The following is a 21183-nucleotide window of genomic DNA, read 5'->3' as shown; positions in this document are numbered from 1 at the left end:
TGCCGTCGGGGTCGCGCAGCGACCCCAGCTTCTCAGTGAGGCACACATGATCGACCTCACCCACAGCCTTTCCCCCTGGCAGCACGCTCCCGCCTGGTATGTCGCCCTCTCCGGCGGCCTCGACTCCAGCGTCCTTCTGCACCTTCTCGCTGACTATACCCGCCGCCACCGCGCGCCCCCCCTGCGTGCCATCCACATCCACCACGGCCTGCAAGCCGCCGCCGACAGCTGGCCAGCCCATTGCCAATCCCTGTGCGACAAGCTCGCCATCGAACTGCAGGTCATCCACGTCACGGTCGCGCCCGGCGCCAGCCTCGAGCAAGCCGCGCGCAATGCTCGCTATCACGCCTTTGCCGACATTCTGCGCCCCGGTGAAGTCCTGTTCACCGGCCAGCACCGCGACGATCAGGCTGAAACCCTGCTGTTCAGGCTATTGCGCGGCGCCGGCTTGCGTGGCCTGGCGGCAATGCCAGCAGCCAGGCCGCTTGGCCAGGGGCAACTGGTCAGGCCATTGCTGGCCCTGTCGCGGCAACAATTGCACAGCTATGCCGAGCAGTCCCAACTGCGCTGGATAGAAGACCCGAGCAATGCCGACACCCACTACGCCCGTAATTTTCTGCGCGGCGAGGCTTTACCGCTGCTGCACCAGCGCTGGCCGCAAGCCAGCCAGAGCCTGGCGCGCAGTGCCGATCATCTGGGCGAGGCGCTGAGCCTGCTCAACGAACTCGCCGCTGACGACCTGGCGCTGGCAGGGCAGGGCGCTCCGAGCGCATGGCCTGGGCTGGACTCACTCGCTCTGGAAGCGCTCAAGGCACTCTCGCCCGCCCGTCAGCGCAATGCTTTGCAGTACTGGTTAAGCACTCGCACGCGGTTGCCGGATAGCCGCCATTGGGTCGGTTGGGAAGCGTTGCGCGACGCCGCCGATGACGCGCAACCCATCTGGCGCCTGGCCGACGGCCAGTTGCAACGCAGCCACGGCCGCATCTGGTGGCTCAGCGGCGATTGGCTGGCCGCCCCTTCAGGCGAGCTCGCCTGGCCGGATCATGGCCGGCCGCTAGAGTTGCCGGGCAACGGCCGCGTACGCCTGTGCGGTACGTTGCCGCAGGCAGCGCTGCGGATTGCCTATCGTCAGGGCGGCGAACGGCTGGCGCTACCCGGCCGCGGCCACCGCGACCTCAAGCGCTTGCTCAACGAACATCAGGTGCCACACTTCATTCGGCCAAGGCTGCCGCTGCTGTGGCAGGGCGAGCGCCTGCTGGCAGTGGCCAACCTGCCGCAACTGGCCCAGGGCGACTGTACCTTGGAGTGGCGGATGCCGAGCAACGCGCAAGGTTTGAGCTGAGGATTAGATTCCGGTAGACTACCCTCCCTTCTTGATACAACTTCTGTGGCTTCATCGAAAACACAGCAGTTGCCGATTACCAAGCAGTTTTTTGCTGGGCTGATTTCCTAAAATGACGAGCGAGCTCCATGCCGGGTATGCACCTGGTCTGTACAGACGCGGCAGTTTTTCGAGATGCACTGTGATTGACGCAGGTGATCGGGGGCTTCGGCCTTCCTTCGCTTTCTCCGGCGGCGCTAGCCGCTTTAACGCAGACTTCTAGGGTTTTTCATGACGCGCTACATATTCGTCACGGGCGGTGTTGTTTCTTCATTGGGGAAAGGCATTGCCTCGGCTTCCCTGGCGGCCATCCTGGAAGCGCGGGGGCTTAAGGTCACCATGCTCAAACTGGATCCGTACATCAACGTCGATCCAGGCACCATGAGCCCGTTCCAGCATGGTGAGGTGTTCGTCACCCATGACGGCGCCGAGACCGACCTTGACTTGGGCCACTATGAGCGGTTCATCCGCACCACTATGACCCAGAACAACAACTTCACCACTGGCCGTGTCTACGAGCACGTGCTGCGCAAAGAGCGCCGTGGTGATTACCTGGGCGCGACCATTCAGGTCATCCCGCACATCACCGACGAAATCAAGCGCCGCATCATCAAGGGTGCTGGCGACGCTGACGTGGCCCTGGTCGAAATCGGCGGCACGGTCGGCGACATCGAGTCGCAACCGTTCCTCGAGGCGATCCGCCAGTTGCGCTTCGAAGTCGGCGCCAAGCGCGCGATGCTGATGCACCTGACGCTGGTGCCGTACATCGCCACTGCTGGCGAGACCAAGACCAAGCCGACTCAGCACTCGGTCAAGGAACTGCGCTCGATCGGCCTGCAGCCTGACGTGCTGGTATGCCGTTCCGATCACCCGATCGACAACTCGTCGCGCCGCAAGATCGCCCAGTTCACCAACGTTGAAGAACGTGCGGTGATCGCGCTGGAAGATGCCGACACCATCTACAAGATCCCGGGCATCCTGCATGCACAGGGTCTGGACGACTTCGTCACCGAGCGCTTTGGCCTGCAGTGCGACAGCGCTGACCTGTCCGAGTGGGACAAGGTGGTCGACGCCAAGCTCAACCCTGAGCATGAAGTCACCATCGCCATGGTCGGCAAGTACATGGAGCTGCTGGATGCGTACAAGTCGCTGATCGAAGCGATGAGCCACGCCGGTATCCAGAATCGCACCAAGGTCAACCTGCGTTACATCGACTCCGAAGACATCGAGAACCAGGGCACCAGCCTGCTCGAAGGTGCTGATGCCATTCTGGTCCCGGGCGGCTTCGGTCTGCGCGGTGTCGAAGGCAAGATCAAGGCGGTCCAGTTCGCTCGCGAGAACAAGGTGCCGTACCTGGGTATCTGCCTGGGCATGCAGGTTGCCGTGATCGAGTTCGCCCGTAACGTAATGGGCTGGGCTGACGCCAACTCCACCGAGTTCGACCGCAACAGCGAGCACCCGGTGGTGGGTCTGATTACCGAGTGGGCCGACAACACCGGTTCCGTCGAAACCCGTACCGAAGCCTCCGATCTGGGCGGCACCATGCGTCTGGGCGCCCAGGAATGCCAGCTGATCGGCAACTCCAAGGTCCACGATTGCTATGGCAAGGACGTCATCGTCGAGCGTCACCGCCACCGCTACGAGGTCAACAACAACCTGCTGCCGCAGATGATTGAAGCTGGCCTGCAGATTTCCGGGCGTTCCGGTGACGGCGCGTTGGTCGAAGTGGTCGAGTCGAAGGACCATCCGTGGTTCGTTGCTTGCCAGTTCCACCCCGAGTTCACATCCACCCCGCGTGACGGTCATCCGCTGTTCAGCGGCTTCGTCAAGGCGGCACTGGTCCAGAAGAACAAGGCCTGATCCATGACCCAGAAGATCATTCGCGTCGGTAACATCGAGATCGCCAACGACAAGCCGTTCGTTCTGTTCGGTGGCATGAACGTGCTTGAGTCGCGTGATCTGGCCATGAAGGTTTGCGAAGAGTACGTGCGGGTTACCGAAAAGCTCGGTATCCCTTACGTGTTCAAGGCCAGTTTCGACAAGGCCAACCGCTCTTCGGTCAGCTCCTACCGCGGCCCGGGCATGGAAGCAGGGCTGAAGATCTTCGAAGAGATCAAACAGACCTTCAACGTGCCGGTCATCACCGACGTGCACGAGCCGTATCAGGCTGCACCGGTTGCCGAAGTCTGCGACATCATCCAGTTGCCGGCCTTCCTCTCGCGTCAGACCGATCTGGTCGTGGCGATGGCCAAGACCGGCGCAGTGATCAACATCAAGAAAGCCCAGTTCCTTGCACCTCAGGAGATGAAACACATCCTGGCCAAGTGCGTCGAGGCGGGTAACGATCAGTTGATCCTGTGCGAACGTGGCTCGAGCTTCGGCTACAACAACCTGGTTGTGGACATGCTCGGCTTTGGCCTGATGAAGCAGTTCGAGTACCCGGTGTTCTTCGACGTGACCCATGCCCTGCAGATGCCGGGTGGTCGCTCGGACTCTGCCGGCGGCCGCCGCGGCCAGGTCACCGACCTGGCCAAGGCTGGCATGAGCCAGGGTCTGGCCGGGTTGTTCCTGGAAGCACACCCGGACCCGGACAACGCCAAGTGCGATGGTCCATGCGCGCTGCGCCTGGACAAACTGGAGCCATTCCTGGCCCAGCTCAAGCAATTGGACGACCTGGTGAAAAGTTTTCCGACGGTAGAAACCGCGTAACACTCATTTCTCGGGTAAAGTACCGCCCGTTCTACCCCTGACCCTCGGGTCAGGGGCTCCCCTTCGCCAGGTCTGCCCTCTGCATATTCGCCTGGTGAAAGGCTCGAATTCCCTAAGCTGCGTTGTTTTCGTCAATTCTGGAGTGCTTACAACAATGGCAAAGATCGTCGACATCAAAGGTCGTGAAGTTCTCGATTCGCGTGGCAACCCCACCGTGGAAGCCGATGTACTGCTCGACAACGGCATCATCGGCAGCGCGTGCGCGCCGTCCGGTGCTTCCACCGGCTCGCGCGAAGCGCTGGAGCTGCGTGATGGCGACAAGAGCCGTTACATGGGCAAGGGCGTACTCAAAGCCGTTGCCAACATCAACGGCCCGATCCGCGACCTGCTGCTGGGCAAGGACCCGGTTGACCAGAAAGCCCTCGACCGCGCCATGATCGAACTGGACGGCACCGAGAACAAGGCCAAGCTGGGCGCCAACGCTATCCTCGCCGTGTCGCTGGCAGCTGCCAAAGCCGCCGCACAGGACCAGGACCTGCCGCTGTACGCGCACATTGCCAACCTCAATGGCACTCCAGGCCAGTATTCGATGCCGGTACCGATGATGAACATCATCAACGGCGGCGAGCACGCCGACAACAACGTCGACATTCAAGAGTTCATGGTCCAGCCGGTTGGCGCCAAGACCTTCTCCGACGGCCTGCGCATGGGCACCGAAATCTTCCATCACCTCAAAGCAGTGCTCAAGGCCCGTGGCCTGAACACCGCAGTCGGTGACGAAGGTGGTTTCGCACCAAACCTGGCCTCCAACGAAGACGCTCTGGCAGCCATCGCCGAAGCCGTTGCCAACGCTGGCTACAAGCTGGGCACCGATGTCACCCTGGCCCTGGACTGCGCTGCCAGCGAATTCTACGAAGACGGCAAGTACAACTTGTCCGGTGAAGGCAAGTCGTTCGACTCCGAAGGCTTTGCCGAGTACCTCAAAGGCCTGACCGAACGCTTCCCGATCATCTCCATCGAAGACGGTCTGGACGAGTCCGACTGGGCTGGCTGGAAGATCCTCACCGACAAGATCGGCGAGAAGATCCAGCTGGTTGGCGATGACCTGTTCGTCACCAACACCAAGATCCTCAAGGAAGGCATCGACAAGAGCATCGGTAACTCGATCCTGATCAAGTTCAACCAGATCGGCTCGCTGACCGAAACCCTCGAAGCCATCCAGATGGCCAAGGCTGCCGGCTACACCGCAGTGATTTCGCATCGCTCCGGCGAAACCGAAGACTCGACCATCGCTGACCTGGCTGTCGGCACTGCCGCTGGCCAGATCAAGACCGGCTCGCTGTGCCGTTCCGACCGCGTCTCCAAGTACAACCAGCTGCTGCGCATCGAAGAGCAACTGGGCGCCAAGGCGGTGTACCGTGGTCGCGACGAGTTTCGCGGCTAAGCAAGAGATGGTAAAAAGGCAGCTGCCGAGGCTGTCTGAGCGTTCTTACTGAGCTTTCAGACACCTCCTACGGGTTTCTGTCAACGAAGCCTGGCCTCGGCCAGGCTTCGTGCTATCGGAAGCCCCGCAGCGGCGGCCTTTTAATCCTGGATACTTTGATGCGCAGTCCTTATTGGTTGTTTCTCATCTTGCTCCTGTTGCTGGGTGGCCTGCAGTACCGCCTTTGGGTGGGCAGTGGCAGCCTGGCGCAAGTGACCGAGCTCAAGCAGCAGATCGACGAACAGCACGCCGAAAACGAACGGCTGCTGGAGCGTAATCGCGTGCTCGACGCAGAAGTCATGGAGTTGAAGAAAGGTATGGAGACCGTCGAGGAACGGGCCCGTCACGAATTGGGCATGGTCAAAGAGGGCGAAACCCTCTTCCAGTTGCCACAGAAATGACCTCGCCACTGCCGGCCTTCTGGGCCGTGATCCCCGCTGCCGGGGTCGGTGCGCGAATGGCTGCCGACCGTCCCAAGCAGTACCTGCAGTTGGGCGGGCGGACGATTATCGAGCACAGCCTCGACTGTTTTCTAGGCCATCCCTCGCTCAAAGGGGTGGTGGTCAGCATTGCTGGCGACGATCCGTACTGGCCAGGCCTGGCCTGCGCCAACGATGCGCGTATCCAGCGTGCTGCCGGGGGGCGCGAGCGGGCCGACTCCGTGCTCAATGCCTTGTTGTTGCTGCACGCTCAAGGCGCGGCAGATGGCGACTGGGTGCTGGTACACGACGCCGCACGGCCGAACCTGGCTCGTAGTGACCTCGACCGGTTGCTGGCGGAACTGGCTGACGATGCGGTGGGCGGCTTGCTTGCAGTGCCGGCCCGCGACACCCTCAAGCGCGCCGACAGCAATGGCCGGGTCAGCGCCACGGTTGACCGCAGCACCATCTGGCAAGCCTTCACGCCGCAGATGTTCCGCCTCGGTGCCCTGCACCGGGCACTGGCCGAATGCTTGGTATCCGATGTGACGGTGACCGACGAGGCGTCGGCGATGGAGTGGTCGGGATTGGCCCCGCGCCTGGTGGAAGGGCGCAGCGACAACATCAAGGTTACCCGCCCCGAAGATCTGGAGTGGTTACGCCAGCGTTGGTCGGCACGCGGTTGACACCTCAGGCACTGCCTGCGTATTCCGGCAACTGTCCAAGCTCCGCCTTCAAGTAATCCACCAGCCTTCTGACCTTGGGCGAGAGATGCCGTTGCTGCGGATACAGCGCCCACACCGCGGTATTGGGCGGCTGATGCGCTTCGAGCAGCGATACCAGTGCGCCGCTACGCAAATGCTCCTGCACGTAATAGTCCGGCAACTGACACAATCCAATCCCCTGCAGTGCGGCATCCAGCACTGCCTGACCACTGTTGCAGCGCCAGTTGCCCTGCACCCGCTGACTCAGTTCACGACCTTCCTGTTTCAACGCCCAGACATCACTGCTGCCAATCAGGCAGTTGTGCCGAGCCAGTTCCGATAGGCTGTGCGGCCGGCCGTAGCGCTCCAGATAAGCCGGCGAGGCGCACAGGTACATCTGTCGCGGTGCCAGGCGTGTGGCGACCAGACGTGAGTCCTGCAGGCGGCCCAGGCGGATCGCCAGGTCCATGCCCTCGTGGAGCAGGTCCAGGGTGCGATTGCTCAACTCGACCTCGACCCGCAGCTGCGGGTACTGGGTCATGAAGCGCGTCACCAGTGGCACGATGAAACGCTCGCCATAGGCCACGGCGCAGGTCATGCGCAACAGCCCCTTTGGCTCGCTGGCAAGATCGCCCATCGCCCGCAGAGCCTCATCGTGGCCATCCTGCAAGCGCTGGCAGTGCTGCAGGAAAGTCTGCCCGGCCTCGCTCAAGGTTACCCGGCGGGTGCTGCGGTAGAGCAAGCGGGTCTGCAAGCGTTCTTCGAGGCGAGCGATTTGGCGGCTGACATGCGAGGACGATACGCCCAGGCGCTCCGCCGCGGCGGTGAACTGGCCAAGCTCGGCCACGGCCACGAATTCATCGATGCCTTCCCAGCGATTGATCATTGATTATCCCTGTATGGCAATAATGTTTTGTCTTGGTCAGGATTATTAATCAAAGTGCGCTGAATTACACTGGATGGATTGCCCACCACTCGCTGGAGATCCCTGATGATCAAGTCCCGTGCCGCCGTAGCCTTCGAGGCCAACAAACCGCTGGAAATCGTTGAAGTCGATGTCGCCATGCCCAAGGCCGGTGAAGTGCTGGTGCGCATCGTTGCCAGCGGTGTCTGCCATACCGACGCCTACACCCTGTCGGGCGCTGACCCGGAAGGCATCTTTCCGTCGATTCTCGGCCATGAAGGTGGCGGTATTGTCGAGGCAGTAGGCGAGGGCGTGACCTCGGTTGCCGTAGGCGATCATGTGATCCCGCTGTACACCCCGGAGTGTGGCCAGTGCAAGTTCTGCCGTTCTGGCAAGACCAACCTGTGCCAGGCAATCCGTGCGACCCAGGGTAAAGGCCTGATGCCTGATGGCACTACGCGCTTCTCCTACAAGGGCCAGCAACTGTTCCACTACATGGGCACCTCGACGTTCTCCGAGTACACCGTGTTGCCGGAAATATCCGTGGCCAAGATCCAGAAAGAAGCGCCATTGGAAAAAGTCTGCCTGCTCGGCTGTGGCGTGACCACCGGCATCGGCGCCGTGCTCAATACCGCCAAGGTCAAAGAAGGCGACACCGTGGCCATCTTCGGCCTGGGCGGTATCGGCCTGTCGGCGATCATCGGTGCGGCCAAGGCCAAGGCCGGGCGCATCATCGCCGTCGATATCAATCCGAGCAAATTCGAGATCGCCCGCCAGTTGGGTGCCACCGACTGCATCAATCCGAAGGACTATGACCGGCCTATCCAGGAGGTCATCGTCGACCTCACCGATGGCGGTGTGGATTACTCGTTCGAGTGCGTCGGCAACGTGCAACTGATGCGAGCGGCGCTGGAATGCTGCCACAAGGGCTGGGGCGAGTCGGTGATCATCGGCGTGGCCGGTGCCGGCCAGGAAATCGCCACCCGTCCGTTCCAGCTGGTGACCGGGCGCGTCTGGCGCGGTTCGGCGTTCGGTGGCGTGCGTGGTCGCAGCGAACTGCCAAGCTACGTCGAGATGTCGCAGCAGGGCGAGATCCCGCTGGATACCTTCATCACCCACACCATGGGCCTGGAAGACATCAACAAAGCCTTCGACCTGATGCACGAAGGTAAAAGCATCCGCAGCGTGATCCACTTCTGAGGTCAGCCATGAGCCTGGAAAACATCTCCTGCCAGAAAAGCTTCGGCGGCTGGCACAAGCGTTACCGGCATCAGTCCAAGGTGCTCGGCTGCGACATGGTGTTTGCCGTGTACCTGCCGCCGCAGGCCGAACAAGGTGCCAAGCTGCCGGTGCTGTACTGGCTGAGCGGCCTGACGTGCAACGACGAGAACTTCATGCAGAAGGCTGGCGCCCAGCGCCTGGCTGCCGAGCTGGGGCTGATCATCGTTGCACCCGACACCAGCCCGCGGGGCGAGCAGGTGCCGGCTGATCCCGATGGCGCTTGGGATTTCGGCCTCGGCGCAGGTTTCTACCTGAATGCCACTCAGCAGCCCTGGGCGCAGCACTACCGCATGCATGATTACGTGGTCGAGGAACTGCCCGCGCTGGTCGAGGCGCACTTCCCGGCGTCGGATCAACGCAGCATCAGCGGCCACTCCATGGGCGGCCACGGTGCGCTGGTGTGCGCCCTGCGCAACCCTGGCCGCTATCAGTCGGTGTCGGCGTTTTCGCCGATCTGCAACCCGATGGACTGCCCGTGGGGCGAGAAGGCGTTCTCCCGTTATCTGGGCGAAGACCGCGCCCGCTGGCGCGAGTGGGATGCCAGCGTGCTGTTGGCCGAAGCCCCGGCCGGGCAATGCCCGCCGTTGCTGATCGAGCAGGGGGATCGGGATGATTTTCTCGCCACCCAGCTCAAACCCGAGGCGCTCGAGCAGGCCGCCCGCAAGGCTGGTCATACGCTGACCTTGCGCCTGCAGCCTGGCTACGATCACAGCTACTACTTCATCGCCAGCTTCATCGATGACCACCTGCGCCACCATGCCGCTGCGCTGGGTCGCCTGTAACTGCTACGTGGGCCGCACTGCGGCCCAACAACTGCGCCCAAGCCTGTGCAAAGCAGGTAGAATCCCGCCCTGACTTTATCAGGGCGTTTTTCTATGCGTATTGGCCATGGCTACGATGTGCACCGGTTTACCGACGGTGATTTCATTACCTTGGGTGGGGTGCAGATTCCTCACAAATACGGCCTGCTGGCCCATTCCGATGGCGACGTAGTGCTGCATGCACTGAGCGACGCCTTGCTCGGCGCCGCTGCGCTGGGTGACATCGGCAAGCACTTTCCGGATACCGACCCGCAGTTCAAGGGCGCCGACAGCCGCGTGCTGTTGCGTCACGTGCTGGCCGTGGTCCAGGCCAAAGGCTGGAAGGTCGGCAACGTCGACGCCACCATTGTTGCCCAGGCGCCGAAAATGGCCCCGCATATCGAAACCATGCGCCAGTTGATCGCCGCCGACCTGCAAGTCGAGCTCGACCAGGTCAACGTCAAGGCCACCACCACCGAGAAGCTCGGTTTCACTGGCCGTGAGGAAGGGATCGCCGTGCATGCGGTAGCCCTGCTGCTGGCGCTATGACCGAATTGGAACTGCTCGGGCCACGCGCTTCGGGTAAAGCGCTGGGCAGCGCTGTGCTCAAGGCAGTCGCGGAAGACTTCCAGGTCGATGAAGTGCTCGACATTCCGCTGACCGGGCAGGGTGAACACCTCTGGCTGTGGGTCGAGAAACGCGACCTCAACACCGAAGAAGCCGCTCGCCGCTTGGCCCGCGCCGCCGGTGTGCCGCTGCGCGCGATCAGCTATGCCGGCCTCAAGGACCGTCAGGCCTTGACCCGCCAGTGGTTCAGCCTGCACCTGCCGGGCAAGGCCGACCCTGACCTGAGCCGCGCCGAAGACGACACCCTGCGCATCCTCAAGCGCGACCGGCACCTGCGCAAGCTGCAGCGCGGCGCGCATTCGGCCAACGGTTTCACTCTGCGCCTGACAGCGTTGACGGCTGACCATGCCGCACTGGATGCGCGCTTGCACCAGCTCAAGGCCCAGGGCGTGCCCAACTACTTCGGTAGCCAGCGCTTCGGCCATGGCGGCGGTAATGTCCAGGATGCGCAGAGCTGGGCCGAGCGTGCCGCCCTGCCCGAGCAGCGCAATGTGCGTTCGCGGCTGCTCTCGGCCGGACGCAGCTACCTGTTCAACCAGGTGCTGGCAGCGCGGGTCGCCGACGGCAGCTGGCAGCGGGCACAGGTGGGCGACCTGCTGGCGTTCACTGATAGCCGCAGCTTCTTCCCGGCGGGCGAGGCCGAGTGCGCCGATCCGCGTCTGGCCATTCTCGACCTGCACCCGACCGGTCCGCTGTGGGGGGAGGGGCCTACGCCAACCACCGGCGCCACCGCCGAACTGGAGTCCGCTGTCGGTGCACAACATGCTGCATTGGGACATTGGCTGGCGCGGGCGGGCATGAGTCACGAACGGCGCATCCTGCGGCTCCCTATTGGCGGCCTGACGTGGCATTATCCCGAGCTTGATATCCTGCAACTGGAATTCGTCCTGCCGGCCGGATGCTTCGCCACCGTCGTGGTGCGCGAGCTAGTCGATCTGGTGCCGGTAGGGCAGACGGACAGCCCATGCGTATTCTGATTTCCAACGACGACGGTGTTACCGCCCCGGGCCTCGCCGCGCTGCATGCAGCGCTGGCGGACTATGCCGAGTGCGCGGTGATCGCCCCGGACCAAGACAAGAGCGGCGCCGGCAGTTCGCTGACGCTGGACCGGCCACTGCATCCGCAGGTTCTGGCCAATGGCTTCATCAGCCTCAATGGCACGCCCACCGATTGTGTCCACCTGGGGCTCAACGGGCTGTTGCCGCAAACGCCGGAGATGGTCGTCTCGGGGATCAACCTGGGCGCCAATCTGGGCGATGACGTGCTGTATTCCGGCACCGTCGCCGCTGCGCTGGAAGGGCGTTTTCTCGGTGGCACCTCGCTGGCGTTCTCGCTGGTGTCGCGCCAGCCCGACAACCTGCCCGCTGCCGCCCATATTGCCCGGCGCCTGGTCGAGGCGCAGTCGCGCCTGCAGTTGCCGCCGCGCACCGTGCTCAACATCAATATCCCCAACCTGCCGCTGGAGCATATCCGCGGTATTCAGGTCACCCGGCTGGGCCATCGTGCACGTGCGGCGGCGCCCACCAAGGTGGTCAACCCGCGCGGCAAGGAAGGCTACTGGATCGCCGTGGCCGGGGACGCCGAGGATGGCGGCCCGGGTACCGACTTCCATGCCGTTATGCAGGGCTATGTGTCGATCACCCCGCTGCAGCTCGACCGCACCTTCAACGATGCCTTCGACCAGCTCAGCGGCTGGCTGGAGGGCGTGCTCTGATGCGCGAACAGGACGATCTGCAACGCCGCGGAATTGGCATGACCTCGCAACGTACCCGCGAACGGCTGATCCAGCGTCTGACCGAAGAGGGCGTATCCAACCCCAAGGTGCTTGACGTGATCCGCCGTACGCCGCGTCATCTGTTCGTTGATGAAGCACTGGCGCACCGCGCCTACGAAGACACGGCGCTGCCGATCGGGCACAACCAGACCATCTCCCAGCCGTTCATGGTTGCGCACATGAGCGAGCTGCTGCTCGAGGCCGGCCCCTTGGACAAGGTGCTGGAAATCGGCACCGGCTCGGGATACCAGACGGCGGTGCTGGCGCAGTTGGTCGAGCGAGTGTTCTCGGTAGAGCGGATCAAGGTCCTGCAGGACCGGGCCAAGGAGCGGCTGCTCGAACTCAACCTGCGCAATGTCGTGTTCCGCTGGGGCGACGGCTGCGATGGCTGGCAGGCGCTGGCGCCTTACAACGGCATTATCGTGACGGCCGTGGCGCCTGAGGTGCCGCAAGCGCTGCTCGATCAACTGGCACCTGGCGGGCGCCTGGTGATCCCGGTTGGCCCCGCTGGCGAGCAACAGCAGCTGTTGATGATCGTCCGTGAAGAGCACGGCTTCTCTCGACGAGTCATGGGTACGGTGCGCTTTGTGCCGCTGCTCAATGGCCCGCTGGCCTGAGTCACAGGGAATATTTGCAGCCGCAACGAATTCCTGTGGCGTGTACCTGTCTATGTGGCGGGCGAGTGCTGAAAAAACCAAGCACGTCCTGAAAGACTTTTGATGTTTTGCCTGCGCGCCCACACTTCAGTGGGCTCGGTTATAATTGCAACATTATTGCATTTTGTTTAGTCGGTTTTCGGCACCATGAGGGGAGCGCGGGTGGGTCACACAATCAGTCTGCAGCGCAAGGATCGGTCGTTTTTCAAGCTCCTGGTGGTGGCACTGGCCATGGGCACGCTGCTGACGGGCTGTTCCAGTACCGGCTCGAGCAGCGCCCGGGTGGTGGACCGCAACAACGCAGCGCCCAAGCGGCCGACCGTGACCACTGGTCAATACATCGTCAAACCGGGCGACACGATGTTCTCGATCGCCTTCCGTTACGGCTGGGACTACAAGGAGCTGGCAGCGCGCAACAACATTCCGGCGCCTTACACCATTCGCCCAGGTCAGCCGATCCGCTTCAACAGTGGTTCGACCGGTAGTACCACCGTGGTTTCCAGCCCTTCGTCCTCGAGCAAGACCACCGTTACTCGGCGCCCGGTGGGCACACCTGTACCGTCCGTCAGTGGTGGCAAGGTGATAACCAGCGCCCCATCGAGCACCACCACGACCGTTACCACAGTCCCCGCCGCAGAGCGTACGGCTGGCGGCTGGACATGGCCCGCCAACGGCGTATTAATTGGAAAATTTGCTTCAAACGGTAGTTTGAATAAAGGCATTGATATCGCCGGTGATTTGGGACAGCCTGTTTTTGCTGCGTCTGGTGGTGCAGTGGTATACGCCGGGAGTGGATTAAGGGGCTACGGCGAACTGATCATCATCAAACACAGCGATACCTACGTCAGTGCCTACGGTCACAACCGCAGGCTGTTGGTACGGGAAGGGCAGCAGGTCAAGGCAGGGCAGGCTATTGCTGAAATGGGGTCCACGGGCACTGACCGGGTGAAACTGCATTTTGAAATCCGCCGTCAGGGCAAACCCGTCGATCCGCTCCAGTTCTTGCCACGTCGTTGAATGTTGCACCCGGCCTGTTCCTTGGATGTAGAGGGGACAGGCTCCAGCGCTGCCACGGAATCAGGTGCCGCTAGAGTCTGAGTTCGAACTCAGCAAAGGACTATAACAATGGCTCTCAGCAAAGAAGTGCCGGAGTTTGACATCGACGATGACCTTCTCCTGATGGAGACCGGCATCGTTTTGGAAACGGATGTGGTGTCAGACGAACCTGCTGTATCTGCGGTTCGGACCAAGGCCAAATCGGCCTCATCGCTCAAACAGCACAAGTACATCGACTACACTCGGGCACTCGATGCGACTCAGCTGTACCTCAATGAGATCGGCTTCTCGCCGTTGCTCTCTCCCGAAGAAGAAGTGCATTTCGCACGGCTTTCGCAAAAAGGCGACCCTGCAGGTCGCAAGCGCATGATCGAAAGCAACCTGCGTCTGGTTGTGAAAATCGCCCGTCGTTACGTCAATCGCGGCTTGTCACTGCTCGATTTGATCGAAGAAGGCAACCTTGGCCTGATTCGCGCGGTAGAGAAATTCGACCCAGAGCGTGGCTTCCGTTTCTCCACCTACGCCACTTGGTGGATACGTCAGACCATCGAACGCGCCATCATGAACCAGACGCGCACCATTCGCCTGCCGATCCATGTGGTCAAGGAACTCAACGTCTACCTGCGCGCTGCGCGTGAGCTGACGCAAAAGCTCGATCACGAGCCGTCCCCCGAAGAAATCGCCAACCTGCTCGAGAAGCCGGTTGCAGAGGTCAAGCGCATGCTCGGGCTCAACGAGCGGGTGTCTTCGGTCGATGTTTCCCTGGGGCCTGACTCCGACAAGACCCTGCTCGATACCCTCACCGATGATCGCCCGACCGACCCTTGCGAACTGCTGCAGGACGATGATCTGTCGCAGAGCATCGATCAGTGGCTGGGTGAGCTGACCGACAAGCAGCGTGAAGTGGTGGTACGCCGCTTTGGTCTGCGCGGCCATGAAAGCAGCACCCTTGAAGATGTCGGCCTGGAGATTGGCCTGACCCGTGAGCGGGTTCGGCAGATTCAGGTCGAGGGGCTCAAGCGTCTGCGCGAGATTCTCGAGAAGAACGGTCTGTCCAGCGAGTCGCTGTTCCAGTAGCGCTGACTGCGTCGAACAACGCCCCGATTTCTCGGGGCGTTTTTTTTTAGCCTTGAGAATGTTGTAGTTGCCACCCTTGTTGCAGCTAGCGTACGAGATTGCTTACGGCCAGCGTAGGAGATTGGCCTATGGGTAAGTAAATCATTGTCGTTTTCAGTAGTTATGAATTCGTAAGTAGCTGATAAATAAAGAATTATTAGGCATGTGGAAATATGTCCGCTGTAACAATCAGAGAAATCTCCACGTTGTCTGTTCCGCTGAAATCGCTAGTATCTGAACTGTGCCAACGGACAGGCACAGGCTTTCAGGATGAAGGCCAAGGACATCGCAGGACGCGATTCATCAGGATGATGTACAGGGACAAGCAGGGACTACGGAAAAAAATGTGGGCGGTTAATACCGCCCCTTTTTTTGCCTGCGATTTGAGCTCGCGGTTCTTGCCGGGCACAAAAAAGCGACCCGAGGGCCGCTTTGTTCGAACCAGATGCGCCAAGCGTATCAGCGTTCCAGATCAGCAATCTTGCCAGGCTTGCCATCCCACTCTTCAGCGTCGGCCATGGCATCTTTGCGCTCGGTGATGTTCGGCCAGATCTCCGCCAGCTCGGCGTTCAACTCGATGAAGTTCTCCATGCCGGCAGGCACTTCGTCTTCCGAGAAAATCGCCTGTGCCGGGCACTCTGGCTCGCACAGCGCGCAGTCAATGCACTCGTCCGGATGAATGACCAGGAAGTTCGGGCCTTCATAGAAGCAGTCCACCGGACACACTTCCACACAGTCGGTGTATTTGCACTTGATGCAGTTGTCGGTGACGACGAAGGTCATTCTAATTTTCTCCTCAGGCAACGGCTGCATGCCCTTCCTTGCAGGGCAGCACGGTTCACAGGTATGTGGCTGCAGGCCAGGCTAATAACCTGCAGCACCAGCAAACCGCGCGGGATTCTACCAGCTTGCGCAGGCAGCCGTTATAACAGGTTCTTCAGTTGATATAGCATTTCGATAGCTTGACGCGGGGTCATGTCATCCAGGTCGAGCTTGCCCAACTTTTCGATGGCAGGATGCGGCAGGCTGGCAAACAGGTCGCTCTGGTGCGGGACATGCGGGTCATGCACAGCTTTGCCTGGGCTGGTTACAGCCTCGCCAGGCAGGCTGGCAGTTTCCAGTCGGCTCAGGTGCTCGCGTGCACGTTGAATCACCGGGCCGGGTACGCCGGCCAGTTGCGCCACCGCCAGGCCGTAACTCTGGCTGGCAGGGCCTGGCAGGACGTGGTGCAGGAAGACAATGCGTTCGTTGTGCTCGGTGGCGTTCAGATGCACGTTGGCCACCAGCGGCTGGCTCTCGGGCAGTACCGTCAATTCGAAGTAATGCGTGGCGAACAGGGTATAGGCGCGCAGTTGCGCCAGGCGCTCGGCGGCGGCCCAGGCCAGCGACAGGCCGTCGAAGGTGCTGGTGCCACGGCCGACTTCATCCATCAGCACCAGGCTGCGGTCGGTCGCGTTATGCAGGATGTTGGCAGTCTCGCTCATCTCGACCATGAAGGTCGAACGGCCGCCGGCCAGATCATCACTGGAGCCGATACGGGTGAAGATGCGGTCGACCAGCGACAGCTCGCAGCGCGCCGCCGGGACGAAACTGCCAATGTGCGCCATCAGCACGATCAGTGCGGTCTGGCGCATGTAGGTCGATTTACCGCCCATGTTCGGGCCGGTGATGATCAGCATGCGCGTGCTGTCGTCCAGGCCCAGGTCGTTGGCCACGAACGGCGTGGTCAACACCTGCTCGACCACGGGGTGGCGGCCTTGCTCGATCCGCAGGCAGGGCTCGTCAACAAAGCTTGGGCAGTTCAGGTCGAGGGTCAGAGCGCGCTCGGCGAGGTTGCTCAGCACGTCCAGCTCGGCCAGTGCTGCGGCGCTGTCCTGCAGCGGCGCAAGGTGGCCGATCAAGTTTTCCAGCAGCGCATCGTAGAGCATCTTCTCGCGCGCCAGGGCCCGGCTCTTGGCCGACAGCGCCTTGTCTTCGAAGGCTTTCAGTTCTGGCGTGATGAAGCGCTCGGCGCCCTTGAGGGTCTGCCGACGGATGTAGTCGGCAGGCGCTTGTTCGGCCTGCTTGCTGGGCAGCTCGATGAAGTAACCATGCACCCGGTTGTAGCCCACCTTGAGGTTGGGCAGGCCGGTGCGGGCTTTTTCTCGCACTTCCAGGTCGATCAGGAACTGGCCGGCGTTTTCGCTCATGGCCAGCAACTCGTCGAGCTCGCTGTCGTAGCCGGTCTTGAGCACACCACCGTCGCGGATAACTGCGGGCGGGTTGTCGATAATGGCTCGCTCGAGCAGGCTGGCCAGCTCCGGGTAAGTGCCGGTGATGGCCGCCAGGCGGGCCAGGTGCGGCGCCTCCAGGTCTGCCATGGCATTTTGCAGCTCAGGCAGGGCGGCGAGGGCGTCGCGCAGTCGCGCCAGGTCGCGCGGACGGGCGTTACGCAGGCCGATCCGGGCCAGGATCCGCTCCAGGTCGCCAATCTCTTTGAGTTGCGGCTGCAGCTTTTCATAGCGATAGCCGTCGAGCAGGCAGCGGATCGATTCCTGACGCGCTTGCAGCACCTTCTGGTCGCGCAGCGGGCGGTTCAGCCAACGGCTCAGCAGGCGGCTGGCCATGGCGGTCTGGCAACGGTCGATGACCGATTGCAGAGTGTTGTCGCGGCCACCGGCCAGGTTGATGTCCAGCTCCAGATTGCGCCGGCTGGCGCCATCGAGGATCACCGTGTCGTCCATGCGCTCGTGGCGCAGGCTGCGCAAGTGCGGCAGGGTGGTGCGCTGGGTTTCCTTGGCGTAGGTCAGCAGGCAGCCTGCGGCACCGATCGCCAGGGTCAGCTTGTCGCAACCAAAGCCCTTGAGGTCCTTGGTCGCGAACTGCTGGCACAGGCCCTTACGCGCCGAATCGCGGTCGAAGTCCCACGGGGCACGGCGCCGGCAACCGCGGCGCTTCTCAGCCGGCAGGTCGCGTGGCCAGTCATCCGGGATCAGCAGCTCGACCGGGTTGATCCGCTCAAGCTCGGCCAGCAGATTTTCCCAGCCTTTGATTTCCTGCACGCTGAAGTTGCCGCTGGTAATGTCCAGCACGGCCAAGCCGAACAGCCGCTCATCGCCGAGCACGGCGGCAATCAGGTTGTCGCGGCGCTCATCGAGCAGCGCCTCGTCGCTCACCGTGCCAGGAGTGATGATACGCACCACCTGACGCTCGACCGGGCCCTTGCTGGTGGCCGGATCACCGATCTGCTCGCAGATCACCACCGACTCGCCGAGCTTGACCAGCTTGGCCAGGTAGCCCTCTGCCGAATGGAACGGTATCCCGCACATCGGGATCGACTGGCCGGCCGACTGGCCGCGCGCGGTCAAGGTGATGTCCAGCAGCTTGGCGGCTTTCTTCGCGTCTTCGTAGAAGATCTCGTAGAAATCGCCCATGCGGTAGAACATCAACTGGTCCGGGTGCTGATTTTTCAGCCGCCAGTACTGTTGCATCATTGGGGTGTGTTCAGAAATGCTGGACATTCAAGGCCTTACAGCTGCTTGTCTATTAGACATATGGGATTCGTCTAAAACTGAGGCGGGTATTCTGCCAAGATTCCCCCGCTTGCGGGGCAAAGAATTGCTCATCAGCTACGTGATTGCATATTGGCACTGGTCATGCGGCAATGTACTATTCGCGTCCAAATCAAGGGTTGGTAGGCGAAAGCATTGGAAGCTGCAGCAAATGATCAGCTGGACGCAATCGTAAGGGTTCCTGTCAAAATTAGGCTGGAGCTTCCTAACGAGATATCGCGGGCATCGGTTCAGCCTGTAATCGATCAACTGCACGCTGCACAGGCTGGCAGTAGCTTTGAGCTACACCTTCGCCACAATGGCGGCGGTTGCGTCAACACGATGATTGATCTGATTGTGGCGCTGAACGAGACCAAAGGCATGGTCGAAATCACGTTCGGTCGTTATGTGATGAGTGCAGCAGCTACTATCTGGCTATGGTTTATGGTCAGAGGCACGCCTAATGTTCAATCTTTGCCTCCCCTGAAGCCTGGCGTGGTCATGTACCACAGGCCTAGGAGGGTTCAAGCGGGTGAGTACATCTGTTTCGCTGATGAGGTTGAGCCTGGGCATCCGCTCAAGGAACCCTTGGAGCAGCAGTTCAAGTTGTTCGATGATCTGTTTAACGATGTGCACAGAGCGCTGCTGTTGCAGGGGCTCGACGGTAAAGAAAGAGATGCGCCGGCCGAAAGCTTGATTTGTGAGGAGGACGGGCTAACGTATCGTCATTGGTTGGCCCGACTTCAAGAAGCATATCTAGGGAACCAGGACGTACTGATTCCCGTCTGAAAACATGATAGAACTGAAAGAAAGTGAGAAAAGGAATGGGAGATATGCAGATGGTTGGGAAATCGTTGCGAAATCTTAAGCCCATGTCGCAGGGTGCGCGAAATGAAAACCTTGAGAAATCTCGAAAGTCGGTTGCGGATTTCAAGCAGGCTTCGCGTGATATCCATCAGATCTGTGCAGCCAACGGTTTGGCTGAGCCAGTCCTAGTCGCTTGACTGGCGGATTGGAGAAAAAGCCCCTCATTCGAGGGGCTTTTTCATTTCCCGCATTTGCCTTGCAGACCCCTCGTCCCCCAGCGTAGGCCCGATAGCGACCTTCATTTCCCGAAGCCGAAGATAGCGCTGAGTCATCCTAGCATCTGTATGCCCACCCAGCTTTTGTGCGTCATTGCCCTGCTTGTCAGTGTCTGTCAACGACTTCGCCCTAAGGTCATGAATTGTCGCGCTGGCTACACCGATTTCTTCGCAAGCCTTTCTGAAGGCGTCTTTCACTGTCGAGTAGGACACCGGACGGCCGCCACCACGCGTGCAGAATAGGGTGACGCCGCGCACCTTCCTCGGCAGTGAATTCGCCCTAGCTATCAGCTTTTTCAGATCTGGCGTCATTGCCACTACCAGCTTTGCGCCAGTTTTTTGCTGTTCGAAAGCGATGCCATTGTCGCTGATGTCAGCAAGCTTGATTGCCAGCACGTCGCCGATGCGCTGGCCGGTCAGGTAGCACATCTGAAGGATGGATCGGATGTAAGGGGAGCAGGCGCCGCAGATCGCGGCAAACTCTTCGTCCGTGATATAGCGGTCGCGCTTCTTTTCTGTGTGTCTCTTGATGCCTGTGCAAGGATTGGAATCAACAAGCTGCTGCTCCAGGGCATATGCAAAGACCATCCGAAGGAACGAGATCACACGGTTTGCCATGTTCGGCGTATCGGCCATGTGCATCTTCAAAGCCGCCACATGCCTCGGCAGCACCTGGCGCGGCTCGAACTCGGCCAAGTGGTGCTTCAGCTTGGCTGACGCAGCCTCGTACTGCTTGACCGTGTTCTCCGCCAGCCGCTTGCGCATTGAGTCAAGAGCGTCGTCGATTAGCTTGGGCATCGCGCCCTGGCCTTTTCCGCCCATGATCTTTGCGTAGGCGAGGAGCGCGCCTTGGTAATCCTTGTCGAGGCGCTCCCACTTTCCCTTCCTCACCAGGTAATAGGCGCCGTGCTTGATGTACATGCACGGCGGCAGATGCCTGTCCTTCTTTCGCGGCCTCATCGGTCGTCCCTTCTATCAAAACCGGAGTTCCGGTCCTTTCTTCTCGGCCTGCCCGCCCAAGCGGGCGAGCACTACCTGCCTGAGCACCTTCGGCTTGCCGTCGGCGCCTATCACATACCCGAAATTCCATTCCTTCAACCAGCGTACTTGGTCTCTGGGCCGGAGGTAGCCCGTCATGTCGGCTACCTCATCCGGTGTCATGAACATGGTTACTCTCCACGCCGCCGGTGGCGGCAGGTTGGTGATCAGGCCAGCTCCGCCAGCGCGAACACGATCCCGCGGCAGTAGGGCTGTCCGTCTTCAACGACTTCGAAGGTCGCGTGTGGGATGTCGGTCTTGTAGGTCCAGCTATAGCCGTCCTCCTTACACCACAGCGCCTCGATCGCCTTGGCTGATTTCTGGCGCTGCACGTACTCGGCAATTTCTTCATCACCATCCAAGCAGTCCCGGTCGGGCAGTACGCCATCTGCGTCAACGAAGGCAGTACCGCCGTCGTAGCAGCCGATCTCCTCGCGGCGGGCGCCGTAGAACTCCATCAGGTCGTCACTGGCCCCGCAGAGAATCACCAGGCCGGCGCTCTGTGCCGCGACGATCAGCGAGCCAGGTATGCGGGTGGGGTACTCGAGACCGGTCAGTTGGGCGGCCAATTCTTCTTTCGTCATGGGAATAGCTCTCCATGCCCGCGCATGTCGGCGGGCTTG

General features: G+C 61.1%; 21 protein-coding genes. 15 read left to right on the top strand and 6 right to left on the bottom strand.

Annotation, left to right across the window (positions count from 1 at the left end):
* Positions 1-46 precede the first annotated feature (46 nt).
* The 6 genes from tilS to ispD all read left to right on the top strand — a co-directional run bounded on the left by tilS (position 47) and on the right by ispD (position 6678).
* Positions 47-1342: a tRNA lysidine(34) synthetase TilS gene (tilS, locus tag M2396_RS13850; RefSeq protein WP_150570851.1), complete on the top strand. Its 1296-nt coding sequence runs from the start codon at positions 47-49 to the stop codon at positions 1340-1342.
* Positions 1343-1612: 270 nt separating this feature from the next.
* Positions 1613-3241, top strand: a complete 1629-nt coding sequence (locus M2396_RS13845) for a CTP synthase (protein WP_101317274.1) — start codon at positions 1613-1615, stop codon at positions 3239-3241.
* Positions 3242-3244: 3 nt separating this feature from the next.
* Positions 3245-4090: a 3-deoxy-8-phosphooctulonate synthase gene (gene kdsA / locus M2396_RS13840; RefSeq protein ID WP_101317276.1), complete on the top strand. Its 846-nt coding sequence runs from the start codon at positions 3245-3247 to the stop codon at positions 4088-4090.
* Positions 4091-4244: 154 nt separating this feature from the next.
* Positions 4245-5534: a phosphopyruvate hydratase gene (gene eno / locus M2396_RS13835; RefSeq protein ID WP_101317278.1), complete on the top strand. Its 1290-nt coding sequence runs from the start codon at positions 4245-4247 to the stop codon at positions 5532-5534.
* Positions 5535-5692: 158 nt separating this feature from the next.
* On the top strand, positions 5693-5974 hold the full coding sequence (gene ftsB, locus M2396_RS13830) for a cell division protein FtsB (RefSeq protein ID WP_101317280.1): 282 nt from the start codon (positions 5693-5695) through the stop codon (positions 5972-5974).
* Positions 5971-6678 carry a 2-C-methyl-D-erythritol 4-phosphate cytidylyltransferase gene (gene ispD / locus M2396_RS13825; RefSeq protein WP_259075548.1) on the top strand — a complete coding sequence of 236 codons (708 nt, stop codon included), beginning with the start codon at positions 5971-5973 and terminating at the stop codon, positions 6676-6678. Before ftsB ends, ispD begins: the two co-directional genes overlap by 4 nt.
* Positions 6679-6682: 4 nt before the next feature.
* Here ispD and M2396_RS13820 read toward each other — a convergent pair whose 3' ends face one another.
* Entirely contained in the window at positions 6683-7579 is an 897-nt protein-coding gene (locus tag M2396_RS13820; protein WP_259075835.1) for a LysR substrate-binding domain-containing protein, read from the bottom strand.
* A gap of 108 nt (positions 7580-7687) precedes the next feature.
* On the opposite strand from M2396_RS13820, the gene M2396_RS13815 reads away from it, so the two are divergent.
* The 8 genes from M2396_RS13815 to rpoS all read left to right on the top strand — a co-directional run bounded on the left by M2396_RS13815 (position 7688) and on the right by rpoS (position 14871).
* Positions 7688-8800: an S-(hydroxymethyl)glutathione dehydrogenase/class III alcohol dehydrogenase gene (locus M2396_RS13815; protein ID WP_103436338.1), complete on the top strand. Its 1113-nt coding sequence runs from the start codon at positions 7688-7690 to the stop codon at positions 8798-8800.
* A gap of 8 nt (positions 8801-8808) precedes the next feature.
* The gene (gene fghA / locus M2396_RS13810) at positions 8809-9663 is read left to right on the top strand and encodes an S-formylglutathione hydrolase (protein WP_150572019.1); all 855 of its coding nucleotides are present in this window, start codon (positions 8809-8811) and stop codon (positions 9661-9663) included.
* Between the two features lie 93 nt (positions 9664-9756).
* Entirely contained in the window at positions 9757-10230 is a 474-nt protein-coding gene (ispF, locus tag M2396_RS13805; RefSeq protein ID WP_101317291.1) for a 2-C-methyl-D-erythritol 2,4-cyclodiphosphate synthase, read from the top strand.
* On the top strand, positions 10227-11285 hold the full coding sequence (truD, locus tag M2396_RS13800) for a tRNA pseudouridine(13) synthase TruD (protein WP_259075545.1): 1059 nt from the start codon (positions 10227-10229) through the stop codon (positions 11283-11285). Before ispF ends, truD begins: the two co-directional genes overlap by 4 nt.
* Positions 11273-12022 carry a 5'/3'-nucleotidase SurE gene (gene surE / locus M2396_RS13795; protein WP_150570857.1) on the top strand — a complete coding sequence of 250 codons (750 nt, stop codon included), beginning with the start codon at positions 11273-11275 and terminating at the stop codon, positions 12020-12022. Before truD ends, surE begins: the two co-directional genes overlap by 13 nt.
* Positions 12023-12060: 38 nt before the next feature.
* The gene (locus M2396_RS13790; protein ID WP_178080818.1) at positions 12061-12699 is read left to right on the top strand and encodes a protein-L-isoaspartate(D-aspartate) O-methyltransferase; all 639 of its coding nucleotides are present in this window, start codon (positions 12061-12063) and stop codon (positions 12697-12699) included.
* A gap of 201 nt (positions 12700-12900) precedes the next feature.
* The gene (locus tag M2396_RS13785) at positions 12901-13755 is read left to right on the top strand and encodes a peptidoglycan DD-metalloendopeptidase family protein (protein WP_103436343.1); all 855 of its coding nucleotides are present in this window, start codon (positions 12901-12903) and stop codon (positions 13753-13755) included.
* 108 nt (positions 13756-13863) lie between these two features.
* Entirely contained in the window at positions 13864-14871 is a 1008-nt protein-coding gene (gene rpoS, locus M2396_RS13780; protein WP_101317301.1) for an RNA polymerase sigma factor RpoS, read from the top strand.
* A 498-nt stretch (positions 14872-15369) separates the two neighbouring features.
* Here rpoS and fdxA read toward each other — a convergent pair whose 3' ends face one another.
* Positions 15370-15693, bottom strand: coding sequence for a ferredoxin FdxA (gene fdxA, locus M2396_RS13775; RefSeq protein ID WP_101317303.1), 324 nt, complete (start codon positions 15691-15693; stop codon positions 15370-15372).
* Between the two features lie 140 nt (positions 15694-15833).
* Positions 15834-18410, bottom strand: coding sequence for a DNA mismatch repair protein MutS (gene mutS / locus M2396_RS13770; protein ID WP_259075538.1), 2577 nt, complete (start codon positions 18408-18410; stop codon positions 15834-15836).
* A 186-nt stretch (positions 18411-18596) separates the two neighbouring features.
* Here mutS and M2396_RS13765 point away from each other — a divergent pair, with 186 nt between their 5' ends.
* Positions 18597-19229, top strand: coding sequence for a hypothetical protein (locus M2396_RS13765; RefSeq protein ID WP_259075536.1), 633 nt, complete (start codon positions 18597-18599; stop codon positions 19227-19229).
* Between the two features lie 239 nt (positions 19230-19468).
* On the opposite strand, the gene M2396_RS13760 is transcribed toward M2396_RS13765, so the two are convergent.
* Genes M2396_RS13760 through M2396_RS13750 form a run of 3 tightly spaced genes read right to left on the bottom strand, consistent with a single transcriptional unit; the run spans position 19469 to position 21144 of the window.
* Positions 19469-20482 carry a tyrosine-type recombinase/integrase gene (locus tag M2396_RS13760; RefSeq protein ID WP_259075534.1) on the bottom strand — a complete coding sequence of 338 codons (1014 nt, stop codon included), beginning with the start codon at positions 20480-20482 and terminating at the stop codon, positions 19469-19471.
* 15 nt (positions 20483-20497) lie between these two features.
* Positions 20498-20689 (bottom strand): DUF4224 domain-containing protein, encoded by a 192-nt coding sequence (locus tag M2396_RS13755; protein WP_259075532.1) that lies wholly within the window; start codon positions 20687-20689, stop codon positions 20498-20500.
* A gap of 38 nt (positions 20690-20727) precedes the next feature.
* Positions 20728-21144 carry a hypothetical protein gene (locus M2396_RS13750; protein ID WP_259075530.1) on the bottom strand — a complete coding sequence of 139 codons (417 nt, stop codon included), beginning with the start codon at positions 21142-21144 and terminating at the stop codon, positions 20728-20730.
* Between the last annotated feature and the right edge of the window lie 39 nt (positions 21145-21183).

Origin of the sequence: Pseudomonas sp. BIGb0278, from assembly GCF_024809895.1 — a bacterium.
GTDB classification, from domain to species: Bacteria; Pseudomonadota; Gammaproteobacteria; order Pseudomonadales; family Pseudomonadaceae; genus Aquipseudomonas; species Aquipseudomonas shirazensis.
Note: the sequence above shows the minus strand (reverse complement) of the source record. Positions and strands in the feature narration are given on the sequence as shown.